The organism is Aeromonas sp. XH (assembly GCF_033348475.1).
GTDB lineage: Bacteria > Pseudomonadota > Gammaproteobacteria > Enterobacterales > Aeromonadaceae > Aeromonas > Aeromonas sanarellii.
The window spans coordinates 110,288-127,234 of record NZ_CP137630.1 but is presented as its reverse complement, the minus strand read 5'-3'; the positions used below and the strand labels follow the sequence as shown (position 1 = coordinate 127,234).

The following is a 16,947-nucleotide window of genomic DNA, read 5'->3' as shown; positions in this document are numbered from 1 at the left end:
TGGCGAAGGGCGCGTAATGCGCCCACATCATGACTGGTCATCATCTTCACTCCCCCAGCAGGGTACGATCGCGCACCGCACCCTTGTCGGCACTGGTGGCGAACATGGCGTAGGCACGCAGGGCGAACGAGACCTCGCGCTGACGATCCAGCGGCTTCCAGCCACGCGCCTCGACGGCCACGCGACGGGCGGCCAGCACGCTGTCGGCCACCTCCAGCACCATGCTGCGGGCCGGGATGTCGATGTTGATGATGTCGCCATCCTCCACCAGGCCTATGGTGCCGCCGGAGGCCGCCTCCGGCGAGACGTGGCCGATGGAGAGACCCGAGGTACCGCCGGAGAAGCGGCCATCGGTGATCAGGGCGCACGCCTTGCCCAATCCCATCGACTTGAGATAGGTGGTGGGGTAGAGCATCTCCTGCATGCCAGGGCCCCCTTTCGGCCCTTCGTAGCGGATCACCACCACCTCACCGGCTTTCACCGTGCCGTCCAGGATGCCGCTCACCGCGCTCTCCTGGCTCTCGAACACCCGGGCCGGGCCACGGAAGCGGAGGTTCTCCTCATCCACCCCGGCGGTCTTGACGATGGCGCCGTTCAGCGCCAGGTTGCCGGCGAGCACGGCGAGGCCGCCCTCCTGGCTGTAGGCGTTGTCGAAGGAGCGGATGCAGCCTTCCGCTCTGTCCAGATCCAGCTCGGGCCAGCGGCAATCCTGGCTGAACGCCTTGGTGGTGCGGATCCCGGCCGGGCCGGCGCGGTAGAAGTCGTGCACCGCCTTGTCATCGCAGCGGCTCACGTCGTACGCCTCAAGCAGCTCGCTGAGCGAGGTGCCGAGCACATTGCGGGCATCCCCGTGCACCAGGCCCGCCTTCTCCAGCTGGCCAAGGATGGCGACCACGCCGCCGGCTCGGTGCACGTCCTCCATGTGGTATTTCTGGGTGGAGGGCGCCACCTTGCACAGCTGGGGCACCTTGCGGGACATGCGGTCGATGTCGGCCATGGTGAAGTCGACACCCGCCTCCTGGGCCGCCGCCAGCAGGTGCAGCACGGTGTTGGTGGAACCCCCCATGGCGATATCCAGCGCCATGGCGTTCTCGAACGCCGCCTTGGTGGCGATGTTGCGCGGCAACGCCGAGGCATCGTCCTGCTCATACCAGCGCTTGGCCAGGGTGACGATGCGCTGGCCCGCCAGCTTGAACAGCTGCTCGCGATCCGCGTGGGTCGCCAGCAGGGAGCCGTTGCCCGGCTGGGAGAGACCGAGTGCCTCGGTCAGGCAGTTCATGGAGTTGGCGGTGAACATGCCGGAGCAGGAGCCGCAAGTGGGGCAGGCGCTGCGCTCGATCTGATCGCTCTGGGCATCGGAGACCTTGGGGTCTGCCCCCTGGATCATGGCGTCCACCAGATCCAGCTTGATGATCTGGTCGGAGAGCTTGGTCTTGCCCGCTTCCATGGGGCCGCCGGAGACGAAAATCACCGGGATGTTGATGCGCAGGGCCGCCATCAGCATCCCCGGGGTGATCTTGTCGCAGTTGGAGATGCAGACCATGGCGTCGGCGCAGTGGGCGTTGACCATGTACTCCACCGAGTCGGCGATGAGTTCGCGGGACGGCAGGGAATAGAGCATGCCACCGTGGCCCATGGCGATGCCGTCATCCACGGCGATGGTGTTGAACTCCTTGGCGACCCCGCCGGCGGCCTCGATCTCCCGGGCGACCAGCTGGCCGAGATCCTTGAGGTGGACGTGGCCGGGCACGAACTGGGTGAAGGAGTTGACCACGGCGATGATGGGCTTGCCGAAATCCTGATCGGTCATGCCGGTGGCACGCCAGAGGGCGCGGGCCCCGGCCATGTTACGTCCGTGGGTGGTGGTGGCGGATCTCAACTTCGGCATTGTCTCTACTCCCTGAATGCCCCTGGGGCGCATTGTCTTTCAACATGAATGTGTGATTCGCGGATCGGGAATCGATCCTGGTGAAGGCACCGCGGGGCGCCTTCACCGGAAGCGACTCGGGGAGGCGTGACGCCTCCCCGCTCTGATCAGTCGTTGACGGGGGTCAGCCAGCCCCACTTGTCTTCGGTCTTGCCGTTGAACAGGCCGAAGAAGGCGTTCTGCAGCTGTTCGGTCACAGGCCCGCGACAGCCCGCGCCCACCTTCATCCGATCCACCGAGCGCACCGGGGTCACCTCGGCGGCCGTGCCGGTCATGAAGATCTCGTCCGCCACGTAGAGCGCCTCACGGGGCAGCGCCTGCTCGCGCACCTCATAACCCAGATCGCGGGCCAGCGTCATGATGGTGTCGCGGGTGATGCCGGGCAGGATGGCGGCGGTGGCAGGCGGGGTGAACAGCACGCCGTTCTTCACCAGGAACAGGTTCTCCCCCGCCCCTTCGCTCAGGTAGCCGTTCACGTCCAGCGCCAGCCCCTCGGCGAAGCCGTTGCGCTTGGCCTCGCGGCTGATGAGCTGGGAAGAGAGGTAGTTGCCGCCCGCCTTGGCGCCGGTGGGGATGGTGTTGGGGGCGAGCCGGTTCCAGGAGGTGACGCACACATCCACCCCGTTTTTCAGCCCCTCTTCACCGAGATAGGCGCCCCAGGGCAGGGCCGCGACCATGAGGTCTGCCTTGGCATCCAGCGGTGGATGCAGCCCCAGCCCCACGTTGCCGACAAAGGCCAGCGGGCGCAGATAGCCGCTCTTGAGGCCGTTCTCGCGCACCACGGTGCGGCAGGCTTCATTCACTTCGGCCTCGCTGTAGGGGACGTCCATCCAGTAGATCCTGGCGGAGTCGAACAGGCGACGGGTGTGCTCCTGCAGGCGGAAGATGCAGGTGCCCCTGGGGGTGTCGTAGGCGCGCACCCCCTCGAACACGGAGGAGCCGTAGTGCAGGGCGTGGCTCATGACGTGCACCTGGGCATCTTGCCAGGGCACCAGCTTGCCGTTGAACCAGATGTATTGAGGGTGGGAAGGCTGTGACATTGGCTTGGCTCCTTAAGCGCTGATCCGGGATGGCTGTTCCAGTGCATCGACCCGGGAGACGTCCACCAGCTTGTTCAGCTGGCTCCACAACTGCTGGATGGGACGCACCGACTCGACAGTAACCGTGATCCGCAGCTGTTGGCAATCCTGCTCCATGTGCAGGGCATTGAGGGCGAAGCCGCGGTGGCGGACCACCCGCAGCACCCGCTCCATCACTTCGGGTCTGGGCTGGGCATGGATATGCAAGGTGTGCTGGTGCTGACTGTGCTGACTCATGGGCGTTGCTCCATCATCTGGTGGTTGGCGACTCCTGGCGGTACCAGGGGCCAGACGTTTTCTTCCTCTGAAATGGCCACATGCAGCAGATAGGCGGTCTCGCTCGCCAGCAGGCGATCGAGGGCAGGGGCTATCTCCTCCTTGCATGTGATGGCCTCGCCCGGGATGCCGAAGGCAGCGGCCAGGGCGATGAAGTCGGGGTTGTCGGACAAATTGGTCTCGCTGTAGCGACCGTCGAAGAACAGCTCCTGCCACTGACGCACCATGCCGAGGCGCTGGTTGTCCAGCAGCACCATCTTCACCTTGAGCTGGGCACGGCGGATGGTGCCGAGCTCCTGCACGTTCATCATGAAGGAGCCGTCCCCGCTCACCAGCACCACTTCGTCATCCGGGCGCGACATCTTGGCGCCGATGGCGGCGGGCAGACCGAAACCCATGGTGCCGAGACCGGCGCTGGAGAGGTGGTTGCGCGGGCAGGTGAAGCGCATGTGCTGGGCCACCCACATCTGGTGCTGACCCACGTCGCAGGCCACCACGCTGGTCTCTGGTAGCAGGCTCGACAGCTGCTTGAGCAGGGCCGGGGCGTAGATGGCCTGGCCCGGGTGGTCGTAGCGGAAGGCATATTCCCGGGCCATGGCGGCGCAGTGTTCACGCCAGGGGTCGATGGAAAGGGTCATGGCGAGGCGCGGCAGCACCTGTTTGAGATCCTGGGTGATACCTACCTCGGCGGCGCGGCGCTTGCCGAACTCGGCAGCATCCACGTCCAGGTGGATCACCTTGGCCTCCGGGGCGAACTCCTCCAGCTTGCCGGTCACCCGGTCGTCGAAACGGGCGCCCACCACCACCAGCAGGTCGCACTGCTGCACCGCGAGGTTGGCGGCCTTGGTGCCGTGCATGCCGAGCATGCCGAGATAGACGGGACTGTCGGGGTCGAGCGCCCCTATCCCCTTGAGGGTGGTGACCGCCGGCATGCCGGTCGCGGCGGCAAATTCGCGCAACTGCTGCTCGGCATTGGCCATCCCCACCCCGCCACCGACGTAGAGCACGGGACGCTCGGCACCGGCCAGCAGGATGCGGGCGGCCTTCAGATCGGCCGGATTGAGATGTTCTGGCTCTTCCACCGCAAACAGCGGGCCCAGGGAGGGAACGGCGGCCAGTTGCACATCCTTGGGCAGGTCGATCAGCACCGGGCCAGGGCGCCCCTCGCTGGCGATGGCGAACGCCTCGGCAATCACCTGAGGCAGATCCGCTGCGTCGGTGACCATGAAGGAGTGCTTGGTGCAGGAGAGGGACATGCCGAGCACGTCAACCTCCTGAAACGCATCTGTCCCGACGGCGGCGCAGGGCACCTGGCCGCTGATGGCCACCAGGGGCACGGAATCCAGCAGCGCCTCCGCGAGACCGGTCACCAGGTTCGTGGCGCCGGGGCCGGAGGTGGCGATGCAGACCCCCACCTGACCGGAGGCGCGGGCATAACCTACCGCCGCCATGGCGGCCCCCTGCTCATGGCGGCAGAGCTGATGGGCCAGGCCGCCGTCATACAGGGCGTCGTAGACCGGCATGATGGCCCCGCCCGGGTAACCAAACACCTGGGTCACCCCCTGTTTCTTGAGAGCCTGTACCAAAAACTGCGCGCCGTTCATGTGGAAAATCCTGTCCTTTGGTCGAAAAAAAACCCCCGGGCCTTGAGGCTCGGGGGTCGCTTGTTTCGTTCTGTCCGGTGGTGGGTCTATCCCTTGTTCCGTGCAGCCAAACGAGCCCCGAGCGGTGAGATAATAATCACCACTAGGACCACGATAATGCTGACGAAACGGGAGGCCATGTTCATAGTTACAACCGGAAATCCTGTGAAATAGGGGCGGAGCTTGCCGCGAATGGCTATTAGAACTAGCACGGTGATTTTTATTGGGCAAGCGTTTTTTGCCTGACAAGACTCTGAATTTGACTGAGTCAGAACGCGCCAGTTGGAACAAAAAACTAATAAAAAACGGTTAACCAGCACATACATCAAACCAAGGACGGGATTTATGTCATTAGCTGTGGTTTATAGCCGTGCCAGCCTGGGGATCACGGCGCCGCAAGTCACGGTGGAGGTGCACCTCTCCAACGGTCTGCCCGCCTTCAACATGGTGGGGCTGCCGGAAACCTCGGTGAAAGAGTCGCGGGATCGGGTGCGCAGCGCCCTGCTCAACGGCAACTTCGAGTTCCCGGCCAAGCACATCACGGTCAATCTGGCCCCCGCCGACCTGCCCAAGGAGGGGGGACGCTTCGATCTGGCCATCGCCATCGGCATTCTCGCTGCTTCCAAGCAGATACCGGCAAAATACCTGCTTGATCACGAATTTTTGGGGGAGCTGGCCCTGACCGGCGAGATCCGCCCCGTACTCGGGGTGCTCCCCTCGGTGCTGGCCTGCCGGGACGCTGGCCGCACCCTGCTGGTGCCGCGGGAGAACGGCCCCGAGGCTTCGCTTATTCAGGATGCCGAGGTGCGCACCGCCCACCAGCTGCTGGCGGTCACCGCCTGGCTGGCGGGCCAGTACGAGCTCCCGTTGCCGGAGCCCCAGAGCACGGAGACGCCGCCCGATGTGCCGGATCTGCAGGACGTGATCGGCCAGTCCCAGGCCAAGCGGGCACTGGAGATCGCCGCCGCCGGCAGCCACAACCTGCTGTTCATCGGCCCGCCCGGTACCGGCAAGAGCATGCTGGCGAGCCGGCTGCCCGGCATTCTGCCGCCGCTGAGCGAGCAGGAGGCGCAGCAGACCGCCGCCATCCACTCCATCGGCGGCCTCACCCCGCGGGCCGGTCACTGGCACCACAGACCCTATCGTACGCCGCACCACAGCGCCTCGGCGGTAGCCCTGGTGGGCGGTGGCAGTCACCCTCGTCCCGGCGAAATATCCCTGGCCCACAACGGCGTGCTGTTTCTGGACGAACTGCCCGAGTTCGAGCGCAAGGTGCTCGACTCCCTGCGCGAACCGCTGGAGACGGGCCACATCACCATCAGCCGCGCCGCCCGCCAGGTGGACTTTCCCGCCCGCTTCCAGCTGGTGGGGGCCATGAACCCCAGCCCCTGCGGCCACTACGGCGACGGCCAGACCCGCTCCAGCCCGGACCAGATCCTGCGCTACCTCGGCAAGCTCTCAGGCCCCTTCCTCGACCGGTTCGACCTGACGGTGGAGGTGCCGCTGCTGCCCAAGGGGAGCCTGACCGGAAAGGCACAGCGGGGGGAATCGAGCGGTCAGATCCGCGAACGGGTGCTGAGGGCGCGCGAGCGGATGCTGGCCCGCAACGGCAAGCTCAACAACCTGCTGGACAGCCGTGAAATCGAAGAAATTTGCCGCTTATCACCGCAGGATGCCGAATTTCTGGAGAACGCCATCCAGAAGCTGGGGCTCAGCATCCGGGCCTGGCACCGGATCCTGCGGGTGTCGCGCACCATCGCCGATCTCGCAGGGCGGCCCGCCATCGAGAGGGAGCATCTCATCGAGGCGCTCGGTTACCGGGCCATGGACCGGCTGCTGACGCGCCTGCGCGGCGGCCAGTGAAGGCGGAGCAAGCGACACGGGGATCCCCGTCCGGGGAGGGCGTCTCCATGGTCTAGCCGCGGATCGGCTGATATCATGACCACAGATCTGACCACTTGGTTGCCATCCACCGACACGAAAACGGATTCCACCATGCCCAACAAGCTGATAGAGCGACTGCGCGGCAGCCTCTCGACCCTGCTCTATTTCATCAACACCCTGTTCTGGTTTGCCCCCGTCCTGCTGCTTGGCGTCATCAAGCTGCTGCTGCCCATCAAGGGGTGGCGCACCCTGTGCAACGCGCTGCTGGATGGCTGCGCCGGCTGCTGGATAGGTTTCAACAACCTGATCCAGAAAACCATCATTAGGACCCCTTTCGAGGTGGTCGGAGTGGACAAAGGGCGCCGGAATGAGTGGTATATGGTGATTGCCAACCATCAATCCTGGGTCGACATACTGGTATTGCAGCGGATTTTTAATCAGAAAATCCCCTTCCTGAAGTTTTTCCTCAAGAAAGAACTGATTTGGGTACCTTTTCTCGGTCTGGCCTGGTGGGCCCTCGACTTCCCCTTCATGCGACGTTATTCCCGAAAATTTCTGGAAAAACACCCGCATCTGAAGGGAAAAGACATAGAGACCACGCGAAAGGCCTGTACCAAATTCCGCCACATTCCGGTGAGCGTGATGAACTTCGTGGAGGGCACCCGCTTCACCACCGGCAAGCACGACAAACAGGGGGCACCCTATCGTCATCTGCTTTCCCCCCGGGCGGGTGGCATCGCCTTTACCCTGGCGGCCATGGGGGATCAACTGCACAAGCTGGTGGATGTGACCATAGCCTATCCGGGTGGCATCCCCAGTTACTGGGACTTCATGTGCGGTCGAGTCAGGGAGATCAAGGTTCGGGTCCGCTTTCTGCCGATCGAACGCAATCTGGTGGGGGATTACTTCAATGACCCCGAGTTCCAACAAGAGTTTCAACAGTGGTTGAACGGGATCTGGCACGAGAAAGATCAGACCCTGGGCCAACTGCTGGCGGACAAGACGCAGTAAGACATCCATGCCAAACCTGCTCCCCGGCCCCCTGGTGCTGCTCATCAGCGCCGGCCTGACCATATTGTTTACCGCCCTGTGCGCCAGCCTGATCCTGCTGGTGTCCCTGGCCAAGCTGCTGCTCCCCGTGCCGGCCTTCGGCCGTGCCTGCAGCCGGCTCAACAACCGCTTCATGCGGTTGTGGCTGGCCTGCAACGCCCTGGTGATCCGCCTCACCACCCGCATCGACTGGCAGGTGGAGGACGACACCCGGCTGCGCAAGGATGGCTGGTATCTCATCATCAGCAACCACCTGAGCTGGACCGACATTGTCGTGCTCGGTCACCTGTTCCGCGACCGGCTGCCGGTGCCCAAGTTCTTCATGAAGCACGAGCTCATCTACATCCCGCTGCTGGGGCTCGCCTGCTGGGGGCTGGACATGCCCTTTATGCGCCGCTATTCGAGAGAGTTTCTGCTGCGCAACCCGCACCTGCGGGGCAAGGACATCGAGACCACCCGCAACGCCTGCGAGAAGTTTCGCCATATCCCCACCACCGTCATCAACTTCGTGGAGGGCACCCGCTTCACCGAGGCGAAGCGCGACGCCTCCCGATCCCGCTTTCGCCACCTGATGCCCCCCAAGGCAGCGGGGCTCGCCTTCACCCTGGCGGCCATGGGCGATCAGTTCGACAGCCTGATCAACGTCACCATCAGCTACCCGGACAACCCCGAGACCCCCTTCAAGGACTTCCTGATGGGGCGGATGAAGCGCATTCGGGTGCAGATCGAGGAGCTGCCGGTGGACGAGCAGCTGGTGGGGGATTACTTCAACGACAAGCAGTTCAAGCGCGGCTTCCAGGAGTGGCTGAACCGGCGCTGGCAGGAGAAGGACGAGGTGCTGGAAGGCTGGCAGCAGGCTCAGGCGCCCGCGGCGTTGACCGCCAAGGAGAGCGCCGACGCCAGCTCGGGCAGCTGATCCTCGCTGAACACGGCGATGCCGTGGCGGCGCAGCAGGGCCGTGGTCTTGCCCTCGCCCACCACGGATTGCCCCTCGAAGCGGCCGTTGTAGATGCGGCCGCTGCCACAGGAGGGGCTCCCTTCTTTCAGCAGGGCGAAGCGGATGCCCTGGGCCTGGCAGAGCTCGAGCGCCAGCAGGGCACCCCGATCGAACTCCGCCGTCACATCCAGCCCACCCTCGGTCACGACCCTCTCCCCCTGCCGCTCGGCGGGTGGACGCGGGGTCGGCAGACCGCCCGCCACCTCGGGGCAGAAGGCCAGCACCCGCCCCTCGGCACCGAGGGCCTTCAGCCAGTCGCTGACAATCCCCTTGCTCCGACCGTCGTAGCGCACCGGCTGACCCAGCAAACACGCGCTCACCAGCACCTTGTGCAAGCAGACATCCTTCATGCTTCCGCTCCGTTCATCACCTGGTCGAACATCACGCAGCAGGGGCTCTCCAGACGGTAGAGGATGGCGGGGCGCTGCTTGCCGGTGCGCTTGCGACCGGTGTCCACCAGGATCTCGGCACGGTGGATCCGCTTGCGAAAGGCGGCCGTGTTCATGGGGGTCTGCAGGACGATCTCGAACGCCCGCTGCACCTCCGAGAGGGTGAACTCGGCCCCCAGCAGGTGCAACGGCAAGGTGCTGTAGCGGCTCTTGATGCGCAGCCGCTCCAGCCCCATGGCGACCAGCTGGCCGTGATCGAAGGCGAGATCCAGGCCGGGCAGGTCGGCAAGCGGGTGCCAGCAGCCGCGCACGGCCCCTGCCTCTGGCTCCGCCAGGCACAGATAAACGAGCGTGGTCGACCATCCCCGGGGATCCCGCTCCAGGTTGCCCAGGGTACAGACCTGCTCGCTGTAGCACTGCTCCAGTCCCCACTGCGCCAGCAATCGGTGGCGGGCGGCATCCAGATCCCGGTCCCGGGTCTCGTCGATGCGCAGGGCCGGCAGTTGCCAGCAGTGGGCAAAGGGGGGGCGATCCCGGGTCTCGAGGAGCAGTTCGAGCCGCTCCTCGCGCAACCGCAGCACCACCATATCCAGACTCATTCTCGGCATCCTGGTCGACCTGCTCGCCTTCTAATAATGTTTGGTAGATAATATCACAAGAATACTATGTGAAGGAGCCGTCCATGGGAATCGTCGCCAGCCTGGATATTGATGCGCAGAAGGGGTTCAGCCCCCTCTGCCCGAATGAACTGCCCGTCGCGGGCGGGGACGAGATAGTGGCCGCCCTCAACGCTCAGGCTACCCTCGCCAGCCTGCGGATCGGCAGCAAGGATGCCCACCCCGTGAACGCCGCCTGGGTGGTGAGCGAGCCGGCCGCCATGCTGCAACCCCTTGCGCTGGCGAATGCCGATCTCACCTGGCCGGCCCATTGCGTGCCGGGCACCCCGGGGTTCGAGCTGCTGGACGGCCTGCCCGCCCCCATCGATTACGACTTCTTCGTCTGGAAGGGGGTCGAGCCTGATCTGCATCCCTATGGCGCCTGCTACCACGATCTGGCCGAGCGGCGCAGCACCGGGCTCATCGAGTTCCTGCAGGCCCGCAATGTCGCGACTGTGCTGGTGGGCGGCCTCGCCACCGACTACTGCGTCAAGACCAGCGTGCTGCAGCTGCGCCGCGCCGGTTTTAGGGTGATCGTCCATCTCGATGCCTGCCGCGGCATCGCCCCCGGGACGGTGGCCCAGGCCCGCACCCAGATGATCGAGGCCGGTGCCGAGCTGGCCCAGACCCTGGCCGATGTACAACGCCTGCTGGACGCCTGATATGCCCCCCATCCTCTACAGCCTGCTCGATACCGACGCCCGCACCTTACCCATGCAGCAGGGGAACGACACTGTTCGCTCCCGCCTGCGAGGAGCCTGACATGCCTCCCATCCTCCACAGCCTGCTCGACACCGACGCCTACAAGCTGCACATGCAGCAGGCGGTGTTCCACCGCTACCCGGATGCCGAGGTGGTGGCCGAATTCCACAGCCGCAACGAAGAGGATCTGCTGCCCATGATGGGCCAGATCGAGGAGCAGTTGCGCCTCGCCGGCTCCCTGCGCCTGACCCGCTCCGAACTCGATTTCCTGGCCGAACGCCCCTTCTTCACCGCCGACTATCTGGATCACCTGCGCCGCAAGCCACTGGATGCCTCATTGCTCAAGGTGTTCGAGCGGGATGGGCGCATCAACGTGCGGGTCGAGGGGCCCTGGCAGGACGTCATCCTGTGGGAGATCCCGGTGCTCGCCATCATCAGCGAGATGCGCAACCGCTTCCGCTACCCCCAGTTCGGGGTGAGCCAGGCACTGGCGCGACTCGACCAGAAGCTCGACAAGCTGGAGCGGGAGCTGAGCCCGGCGGAGATGCAGGAGTTCAACCTCATCGACTTCGGCACCCGCCGCCGCTTCTCCCACGCGGTGCAGGATGCCGTGGTGGGCCGCCTCCAGGAGCGGCTGCCGGCGTTTCGCGGCACCAGCAACTACCAGCTGGCACACAAGTACCGGCTGCCGGCGGTGGGCACCCAGGCCCACGAGTGGTTCCAGGCCCATCAGCAGCTCGGCTTCCCGCTGGAGCTCAGCCAGCGCGCCGCCCTCACCAGCTGGCTGGATGAATTCACCAATCACCTCGGCATCGCGCTCACCGACTGCATCACCATGGATGCCTTCCTGCGCGACTTCGACTTCGAGCTGGCCAGCCGCTACCAGGGGCTGCGCCACGACTCCGGCGACCCCGTGGTGTGGGGGGAGAAGGCCATCAGCCACTACCAGCGCCTCGGCATCGATCCCGCCACCAAGACGCTGGTGTTCTCGGACGGCCTGGATCTCGACAAGGCGGTCAAACTGTTCCGCCACTTCCGTGGCCGCATCAACACCAGCTTCGGCATCGGCACCAAGCTCACCTGCGATCTGCCGGGCGTCACCCCCATGAACATCGTGTTCAAGCTGATGGAGTGCAACGGCGGCCCGGTCGCCAAGATCTCCGACAGCCCGGGCAAGACCCTGTGCCGGGACGCAGATTTCATCCGCAACCTCAAGCAGGCGTTCCACGTCGGGGTATAAGACGCCTTTTTGAGTGCCCCATCTTGCGCACTGCGCCGATGGCCCCCTACCATGACTCACCTGAAAGGTCCGGCCCCCGTCGGACCTTTCGCTTGTTTGAACACCAGACCACAAGGAACCGCCCATGACCTCCAAATGGATATTTGCCCTCACCACCCTGCTCGCCAGCCTGGGTGCCGTCGCCGCCGAGCCGCTGCGGGTCTCCGCCATCCCGGACGAGGCCCCCACCGAACTGCAGCGCAAGTTTGCCCCCCTGGGTGACTACCTGGCCGAGAAGACGGGCCGCGAGGTGGTGTTCGTGCCGGTCAACGACTACGCCGCCGTGGTCGAGGCGCTGGCCGCCGGCAAGCTGGACATGGCCTGGCTCGGGGGCTTCACCTATGTGCAGGCCCATCGCCGGGCCGACAAGGTGGTGCCCCTGGTGCAGCGCCAGGAAGACGCCCAGTTCACGTCCAAGTTCATCGCCAACGTCGACAGCGGCATCAAGACCCTGGCCGACACCAAGGGCAAGGACTTCGCGTTCGGTTCCCCCTCCTCCACCTCGGGTCACCTGATGCCGCGCCACTTCCTGGCCGAGCAGGGCATCAACCCGGAGCGTGACTTCGCCCACGTCGCCTTCTCCGGCGCCCACGACGCCACCGTCGCCTGGGTCGCCTCCGGCAAGGTGCCGGCCGGCGCGCTCAACGCCTCGGTGTGGGAGAAGCTCGTGGAAGAGGGCAAGGTCGATACCGCCAGGGTCAAGGTGATCTGGACCACGCCGACCTACTTTGACTACAACTGGACGGTGCGCGGCGATCTGGATCCGGCCCTTCAGGAGAAGATCAAACAGGCCTTCCTCAGCCTGGATCCGGCGGTGCCCGCCCAGGCCGAGATCCTCAAGCTGCAACGCGCCAGCCGCTTCATCGAGACCAGGCCCGAGAACTACCAGGGCATCGAAGCCGCCGCGACCCAGGCCGGCCTGCTGAAGTGACCGCCGTCGCGCTGGACGGGAAAGGATTGCGGCTCGGCGAGAGCCGCATCCTGCACCCGCTTCATCTGCAGATAGCCGCGGGGGAGTGCGTGGCCGTCATCGGGCCGAGCGGCGCGGGCAAGACCAGCCTGCTGCGGCTGATCGCCACCGAGCTGCGCGGCGAGGGCGAGCTCACCCTCTGGGGCCAGGACCCCTGGGCCCTCTCCACCCGGGCCCGCCAGCGGCTGCGCAGCCGGATCGGCATGATCTGGCAGCAGCCTCCGCTGCCCGCCTCCCAGCCGGTGGTGACCGCCGTGCTGGCCGGCAGGCTCGGCCAGTGGTCCCTCGCTCGCGCCCTGCTCTCGCTGCTGCGTCCCTGCGATCCGCAAGGTGCACGGGCCGAACTGGCCCGCCTCGGCCTCGCCGACAAGTGGCAGCAGCGCTGTGGCGAGCTCTCCGGCGGTCAGCTGCAACGGGTCGGCATCGCCCGGGTGCTCTACCAGCAGCCGGACCTGATCCTGGCGGACGAACCCGTCTCCGCCCTCGATCCCGTGCTCGCCCAGAGCAGCCTGGATGCCCTGCTGGCCCAGGCCCGCGCCCGGGGCAGCACCCTCGTCGCCAACCTGCATGCGGTCGAGCTGGCCCTCGGCCGTTTCCCCCGCATCATCGGCCTGCGGGAGGGGCGGGTGCAGTTCGACTGCCCGGCGGCGGCCGTCACCCCGGCCATGCTGGCCGAGCTCTACGCCGGTGACGACGAGGCGGCAGCGTGTTTGGTCTGACCCTCCACTGGCGTCATCCCCTGCCCTGGTTGCTGCTGCTCATCGGCTACAGCCTGTGGCAGCAGGCAGACGGCTGGCTCGGCCTGTTCGATGGCCAGAGCTGGCGGCAGATGGGCAACTTCCTCGCCACCAGCTGGCCGCCCCGTTTTGATCAGGACTTTCTCGCCCTGACCCTGACCGCGACCCTGGAGAGCCTGGCGGTGGCGACCCTGGGGCTGGCGGGCGCCCTGCTGCTCGGCGTGCCGTTCGCCCTGCTCGGTTCCCGCGCCCTCTCGCTCGCCGAGCTGGGGCCGGTTCCCAGCCCCCTGCGCGGCGCCTTGCGGGCCCTCTCGCGCCTCGTCGCCATCCTGCTGCGCAGCCTGCCCGAGCTCATCTGGGCGCTGCTGTTCGTGCGCCTGTCGGGGCTCGGACCGCTCGCCGCCATCCTGGCCATCGCCGTCAGCTATGGCGGCATGCTGGCCAAGGTCTACAACGAGATCATGGAGAGCGGCGCCCTGCAACCGGCCCGCGCCCTGCTGCTCGGCGGCAGCGGCCGGTTGCAGGCGCTCTGGTATGGCGTGCTGCCCGCGGTGCGCCAGGAGCTGCTCTCCTACACCGTCTATCGCTGGGAGTGCGCCCTGCGCGCCTCCGTCATCATGGGCTTCGTCGGGGCAGGCGGGCTCGGCCAGCAGCTCGAGCTCTCCCTGCGCATGTTTGCCGGCGGCGAGGTGGTGACCCTGCTGCTGGCCTTCATCCTGCTGGTGACCCTGGCGGACGGCCTCAGCGCCTGGCTGCGCCACAGCCGCTCCCCCGGCCTGCTGTTGCTGATCTGCCTGGGGCTGGCCGGGGTCCTGGCCCTCTATCGGCTCGACTGGCGCATGCTGAGCTTCTCCCTGGACGGCCTGGGCGCCTTCGTGGGGGAGTTTCTGCGACCGGACTGGTCATGGCCCTTCCTCAAGGCTGTGGGCACCGGCCTGCTCGATACGGTGCAGATGGCGCTGCTGAGCACCCTCTTCAGCGCCCTGCTGGCCCTGCCGCTGGCCTGCCTCGCGCGCCACTGCTGGCCGCTGCGGCTGCTGTTCAACCTGCTGCGATCCGTGCCCGAGCTCATCTTCGCCAGCCTGCTGGTGATCGCGGTCGGGCTGGGGCCGGTGGCGGGCATACTGGCGCTCACCCTGCACACCACCGGCGTGCTGGCCAGGCTGTTCGTGGAGACCCTGGAGAATGCGGACCCCGCCCCCCGCCTCGCCCTGCAACTGAGCGGCGCCGGCGCCGTGGCCAGCTTCTGGTACGGGCTGTTTCCCCTGGTGTCACGCCAGTGGCTGGCCTACAGCCTCTATCGCGGCGAGATGAACCTGCGCGCCGCCACCATCCTCGGGGTGGTCGGGGCCGGCGGGCTGGGGCAGCAGCTCTATGTCTCCTTAAGCCTGTTCCGCTACGATCAGGCGGCCACTCTGCTGCTGGCCATACTGCTGCTGGTCTGGCTGGCGGAGGCCCTCAGTCGCCGTACCCGTCTGCCACGCCCGGCCCCCACCCAGCGGGATTGCCAGATCTGAGCCCTTCCCGTCGTCATGGGCCCGATAAACAAAAAGCCCGCCGGTTTGCACCGGCGGGCTTTTTTTCACGAGGTCAGTCTGGATCAGTCTTTCTTCGCCAGCAGGAACTGCACCAGCTGGTTGAACTGTTCCTGGGAGGTGATGGATTCAATCTTCACCATGTACTTGCCGTTGACCAGGAAGGCCGGCACGCCGCGCACGTTGTAAGTCTCGGTGTTGCGATCGAACTGGGAGACCATGCCGGAGACGGCGAAGCTGTCGACGGCGCCGTCAAACTCCTCGGCCGGCACGCCGTTGTCCACGAAGATCTGCTTCACGTCGGCACGGCTCTGGGGGATCTGACGCTGGGTGTGGATCTTGTCGAAGATGGCCGGGGTCAGCTTGGCCTCCACGTTCAGCAGGTTGGCGACGGCGTAGGCACGCTGCATCTCCGGACCCATCTCGCGACCCAGGAAGGCCACCGGGTTCTTCTTCAGGGGCACGCCTTCGGGCAGGCTCTTCTTCAGATCTTCGGCGATCGGCTCGAACTTGGCGCAGTGCGGGCAGTAGTAGGAGAAGAACTCCAGTACTTCCGGCTGGGCGCTGCCGGTCTGGGTGACCACGTCATAGTTGACGCCTTCCTTGAATTGCGGGGCGGCGTGAACCATGGGGATCATCAGCATGGCGGCGAGGAAAAATAGGATTTTTTTCATGACGTTTCCTGTTAAGGGATCACTGTGAGGCACGCCCGGCGAACCGAAGCAGTCCAAGCCTATTGCGTCACCCTCGTGCCGTCAATGGCAAAGGCAGCCGGGGGAGGCTGGCATGCCTCCCCCAGCTGCCTCCCTCACCACTGCGGCATCAGGCTCAGCGGCGGCGCCTTCAGGGCCGCCAGCTGGTCGTGCAGAGTGGCAATCTGCTGGCGCCAGTAGTGCTCGGTGTTGAACCAGGGGAAGTGGCGGGGGAAGGCGGGATCCTCCCAGCGCCGGGCCAACCAGGCCATGTAGTGGACGATGCGCATGGCCCGCAGGGGCTCGATGAGCGCCAGCTCCCGCTGGTCGAACTCCATGAACTCCTCGTAACCCGCCAGCAATGTGTCGAGCTGAAGCTGCTGCTCGTGACGCTCGCCACTCAGCATCATCCAGAGATCCTGGATGGCAGGGCCGGTGCGGCAGTCGTCGAGATCGACGAACAGCGGGCCGTCACGCCACAGTATGTTGCCCGGGTGGCAGTCGCCGTGCAGGGAGATGCGCGCCACGTCCAGGGTCATGGCGTCGCTCACGTGCCGGATCAGCTCGTCGAGCACCCCGAAGAAGGGCTTGGCCAGGCCGCTCGGCACCCATTCGCCTGCCGCCAGCAACTGGCGCGGCTCGTGCAGCATGGTCTCCACGTCCAGGGGGACGCGGTGATGAAACCCGTGGCTGGCACCGACCCTGTGGATGCGGCCAAGGTAGCGCCCCACCCACTCCAGCTGATCCAGGTTGTCCACCTCGAACTGACGGCCACCGACGCTCTGCCAGATGGCGAAGGGGTAGCCCTGATGCTCCAGCAGGGTCTCGCCGGCGAAGCTGAGGGGTGCGGCGACCGGGATCTCCGTCTCCATCAGGCGGGCGGCGAATTCGTGCTCCTCCAGGATCTGGGCCCGGCTCCAGCGACCGGGACGATAGAACTTCACCACGTAGCGGCGGCGATCCTCGTCCTGAAACTGGTAGACCCGGTTCTCGTAGCTGTTGAGCTCGATCAGGCCGGAATCGATGCGCAGGCCGCTGAGATCGATGGCATCCATGATGAGATCGGGATTGAGGTCGGAATAGTTGAAACGCATGTCATCCACCATAGGAAAGGGGCGCTGTTGCGCCCCA

Annotated in this window: 16 protein-coding genes; 8 read left to right on the top strand and 8 right to left on the bottom strand. The window is 65.8% G+C overall.

The window, feature by feature from the left end; genetic code table 11:
- Positions 1-46: 46 nt before the first annotated feature.
- The 4 genes from ilvD to ilvG all read right to left on the bottom strand — a co-directional run bounded on the left by ilvD (position 47) and on the right by ilvG (position 4,886).
- Positions 47-1,888 carry a dihydroxy-acid dehydratase gene (gene ilvD, locus R2B70_RS00580; RefSeq protein WP_042078188.1) on the bottom strand — a complete coding sequence of 614 codons (1,842 nt, stop codon included), beginning with the start codon at positions 1,886-1,888 and terminating at the stop codon, positions 47-49.
- A 146-nt stretch (positions 1,889-2,034) separates the two neighbouring features.
- Positions 2,035-2,967 carry a branched-chain amino acid transaminase gene (locus R2B70_RS00575; protein WP_318162380.1) on the bottom strand — a complete coding sequence of 311 codons (933 nt, stop codon included), beginning with the start codon at positions 2,965-2,967 and terminating at the stop codon, positions 2,035-2,037.
- 12 nt (positions 2,968-2,979) lie between these two features.
- Positions 2,980-3,243: an acetolactate synthase 2 small subunit gene (gene ilvM, locus R2B70_RS00570; RefSeq protein ID WP_042078191.1), complete on the bottom strand. Its 264-nt coding sequence runs from the start codon at positions 3,241-3,243 to the stop codon at positions 2,980-2,982.
- On the bottom strand, positions 3,240-4,886 hold the full coding sequence (ilvG, locus tag R2B70_RS00565) for an acetolactate synthase 2 catalytic subunit (RefSeq protein WP_318162379.1): 1,647 nt from the start codon (positions 4,884-4,886) through the stop codon (positions 3,240-3,242). The genes ilvM and ilvG overlap by 4 nt, the downstream gene beginning before the upstream one ends.
- 384 nt (positions 4,887-5,270) lie before the next feature.
- Here ilvG and R2B70_RS00560 point away from each other — a divergent pair, with 384 nt between their 5' ends.
- The 3 genes from R2B70_RS00560 to R2B70_RS00550 all read left to right on the top strand — a co-directional run bounded on the left by R2B70_RS00560 (position 5,271) and on the right by R2B70_RS00550 (position 8,775).
- Entirely contained in the window at positions 5,271-6,788 is a 1,518-nt protein-coding gene (locus R2B70_RS00560; protein ID WP_216991426.1) for a YifB family Mg chelatase-like AAA ATPase, read from the top strand.
- Between the two features lie 132 nt (positions 6,789-6,920).
- The gene (locus tag R2B70_RS00555; protein WP_318162378.1) at positions 6,921-7,820 is read left to right on the top strand and encodes an acyltransferase; all 900 of its coding nucleotides are present in this window, start codon (positions 6,921-6,923) and stop codon (positions 7,818-7,820) included.
- A 7-nt stretch (positions 7,821-7,827) separates the two neighbouring features.
- On the top strand, positions 7,828-8,775 hold the full coding sequence (locus tag R2B70_RS00550; RefSeq protein WP_318162377.1) for an acyltransferase: 948 nt from the start codon (positions 7,828-7,830) through the stop codon (positions 8,773-8,775).
- On the opposite strand, the gene R2B70_RS00545 is transcribed toward R2B70_RS00550, so the two are convergent.
- Entirely contained in the window at positions 8,718-9,206 is a 489-nt protein-coding gene (locus R2B70_RS00545) for a DUF523 domain-containing protein (protein ID WP_216991423.1), read from the bottom strand. The two genes, R2B70_RS00550 and R2B70_RS00545, sit on opposite strands and share 58 nt — an antisense overlap.
- Positions 9,203-9,853: an NUDIX hydrolase gene (locus tag R2B70_RS00540; RefSeq protein ID WP_042078198.1), complete on the bottom strand. Its 651-nt coding sequence runs from the start codon at positions 9,851-9,853 to the stop codon at positions 9,203-9,205. The genes R2B70_RS00545 and R2B70_RS00540 overlap by 4 nt, the downstream gene beginning before the upstream one ends.
- 74 nt (positions 9,854-9,927) lie before the next feature.
- Between R2B70_RS00540 and R2B70_RS00535 the strand changes: the two genes are divergently transcribed.
- The 5 genes from R2B70_RS00535 to R2B70_RS00515 all read left to right on the top strand — a co-directional run bounded on the left by R2B70_RS00535 (position 9,928) and on the right by R2B70_RS00515 (position 15,106).
- The gene (locus R2B70_RS00535) at positions 9,928-10,563 is read left to right on the top strand and encodes a nicotinamidase (RefSeq protein ID WP_216991422.1); all 636 of its coding nucleotides are present in this window, start codon (positions 9,928-9,930) and stop codon (positions 10,561-10,563) included.
- Between the two features lie 101 nt (positions 10,564-10,664).
- Positions 10,665-11,843, top strand: coding sequence for a nicotinate phosphoribosyltransferase (gene pncB, locus R2B70_RS00530; protein ID WP_318162376.1), 1,179 nt, complete (start codon positions 10,665-10,667; stop codon positions 11,841-11,843).
- 124 nt (positions 11,844-11,967) lie between these two features.
- The gene (locus tag R2B70_RS00525) at positions 11,968-12,813 is read left to right on the top strand and encodes a putative selenate ABC transporter substrate-binding protein (protein ID WP_318162375.1); all 846 of its coding nucleotides are present in this window, start codon (positions 11,968-11,970) and stop codon (positions 12,811-12,813) included.
- The gene (locus R2B70_RS00520) at positions 12,810-13,571 is read left to right on the top strand and encodes a phosphonate ABC transporter ATP-binding protein (protein WP_318162374.1); all 762 of its coding nucleotides are present in this window, start codon (positions 12,810-12,812) and stop codon (positions 13,569-13,571) included. Before R2B70_RS00525 ends, R2B70_RS00520 begins: the two co-directional genes overlap by 4 nt.
- Positions 13,559-15,106 (top strand): PhnE/PtxC family ABC transporter permease, encoded by a 1,548-nt coding sequence (locus R2B70_RS00515; protein ID WP_052447026.1) that lies wholly within the window; start codon positions 13,559-13,561, stop codon positions 15,104-15,106. Before R2B70_RS00520 ends, R2B70_RS00515 begins: the two co-directional genes overlap by 13 nt.
- Positions 15,107-15,189: 83 nt before the next feature.
- Here the strand turns inward: R2B70_RS00515 and R2B70_RS00510 are convergent, their stop codons facing one another.
- Positions 15,190-15,798, bottom strand: coding sequence for a thiol:disulfide interchange protein DsbA/DsbL (locus R2B70_RS00510; protein ID WP_042078204.1), 609 nt, complete (start codon positions 15,796-15,798; stop codon positions 15,190-15,192).
- 134 nt (positions 15,799-15,932) lie between these two features.
- On the bottom strand, positions 15,933-16,922 hold the full coding sequence (locus R2B70_RS00505; RefSeq protein ID WP_042078205.1) for a serine/threonine protein kinase: 990 nt from the start codon (positions 16,920-16,922) through the stop codon (positions 15,933-15,935).
- Between the last annotated feature and the right edge of the window lie 25 nt (positions 16,923-16,947).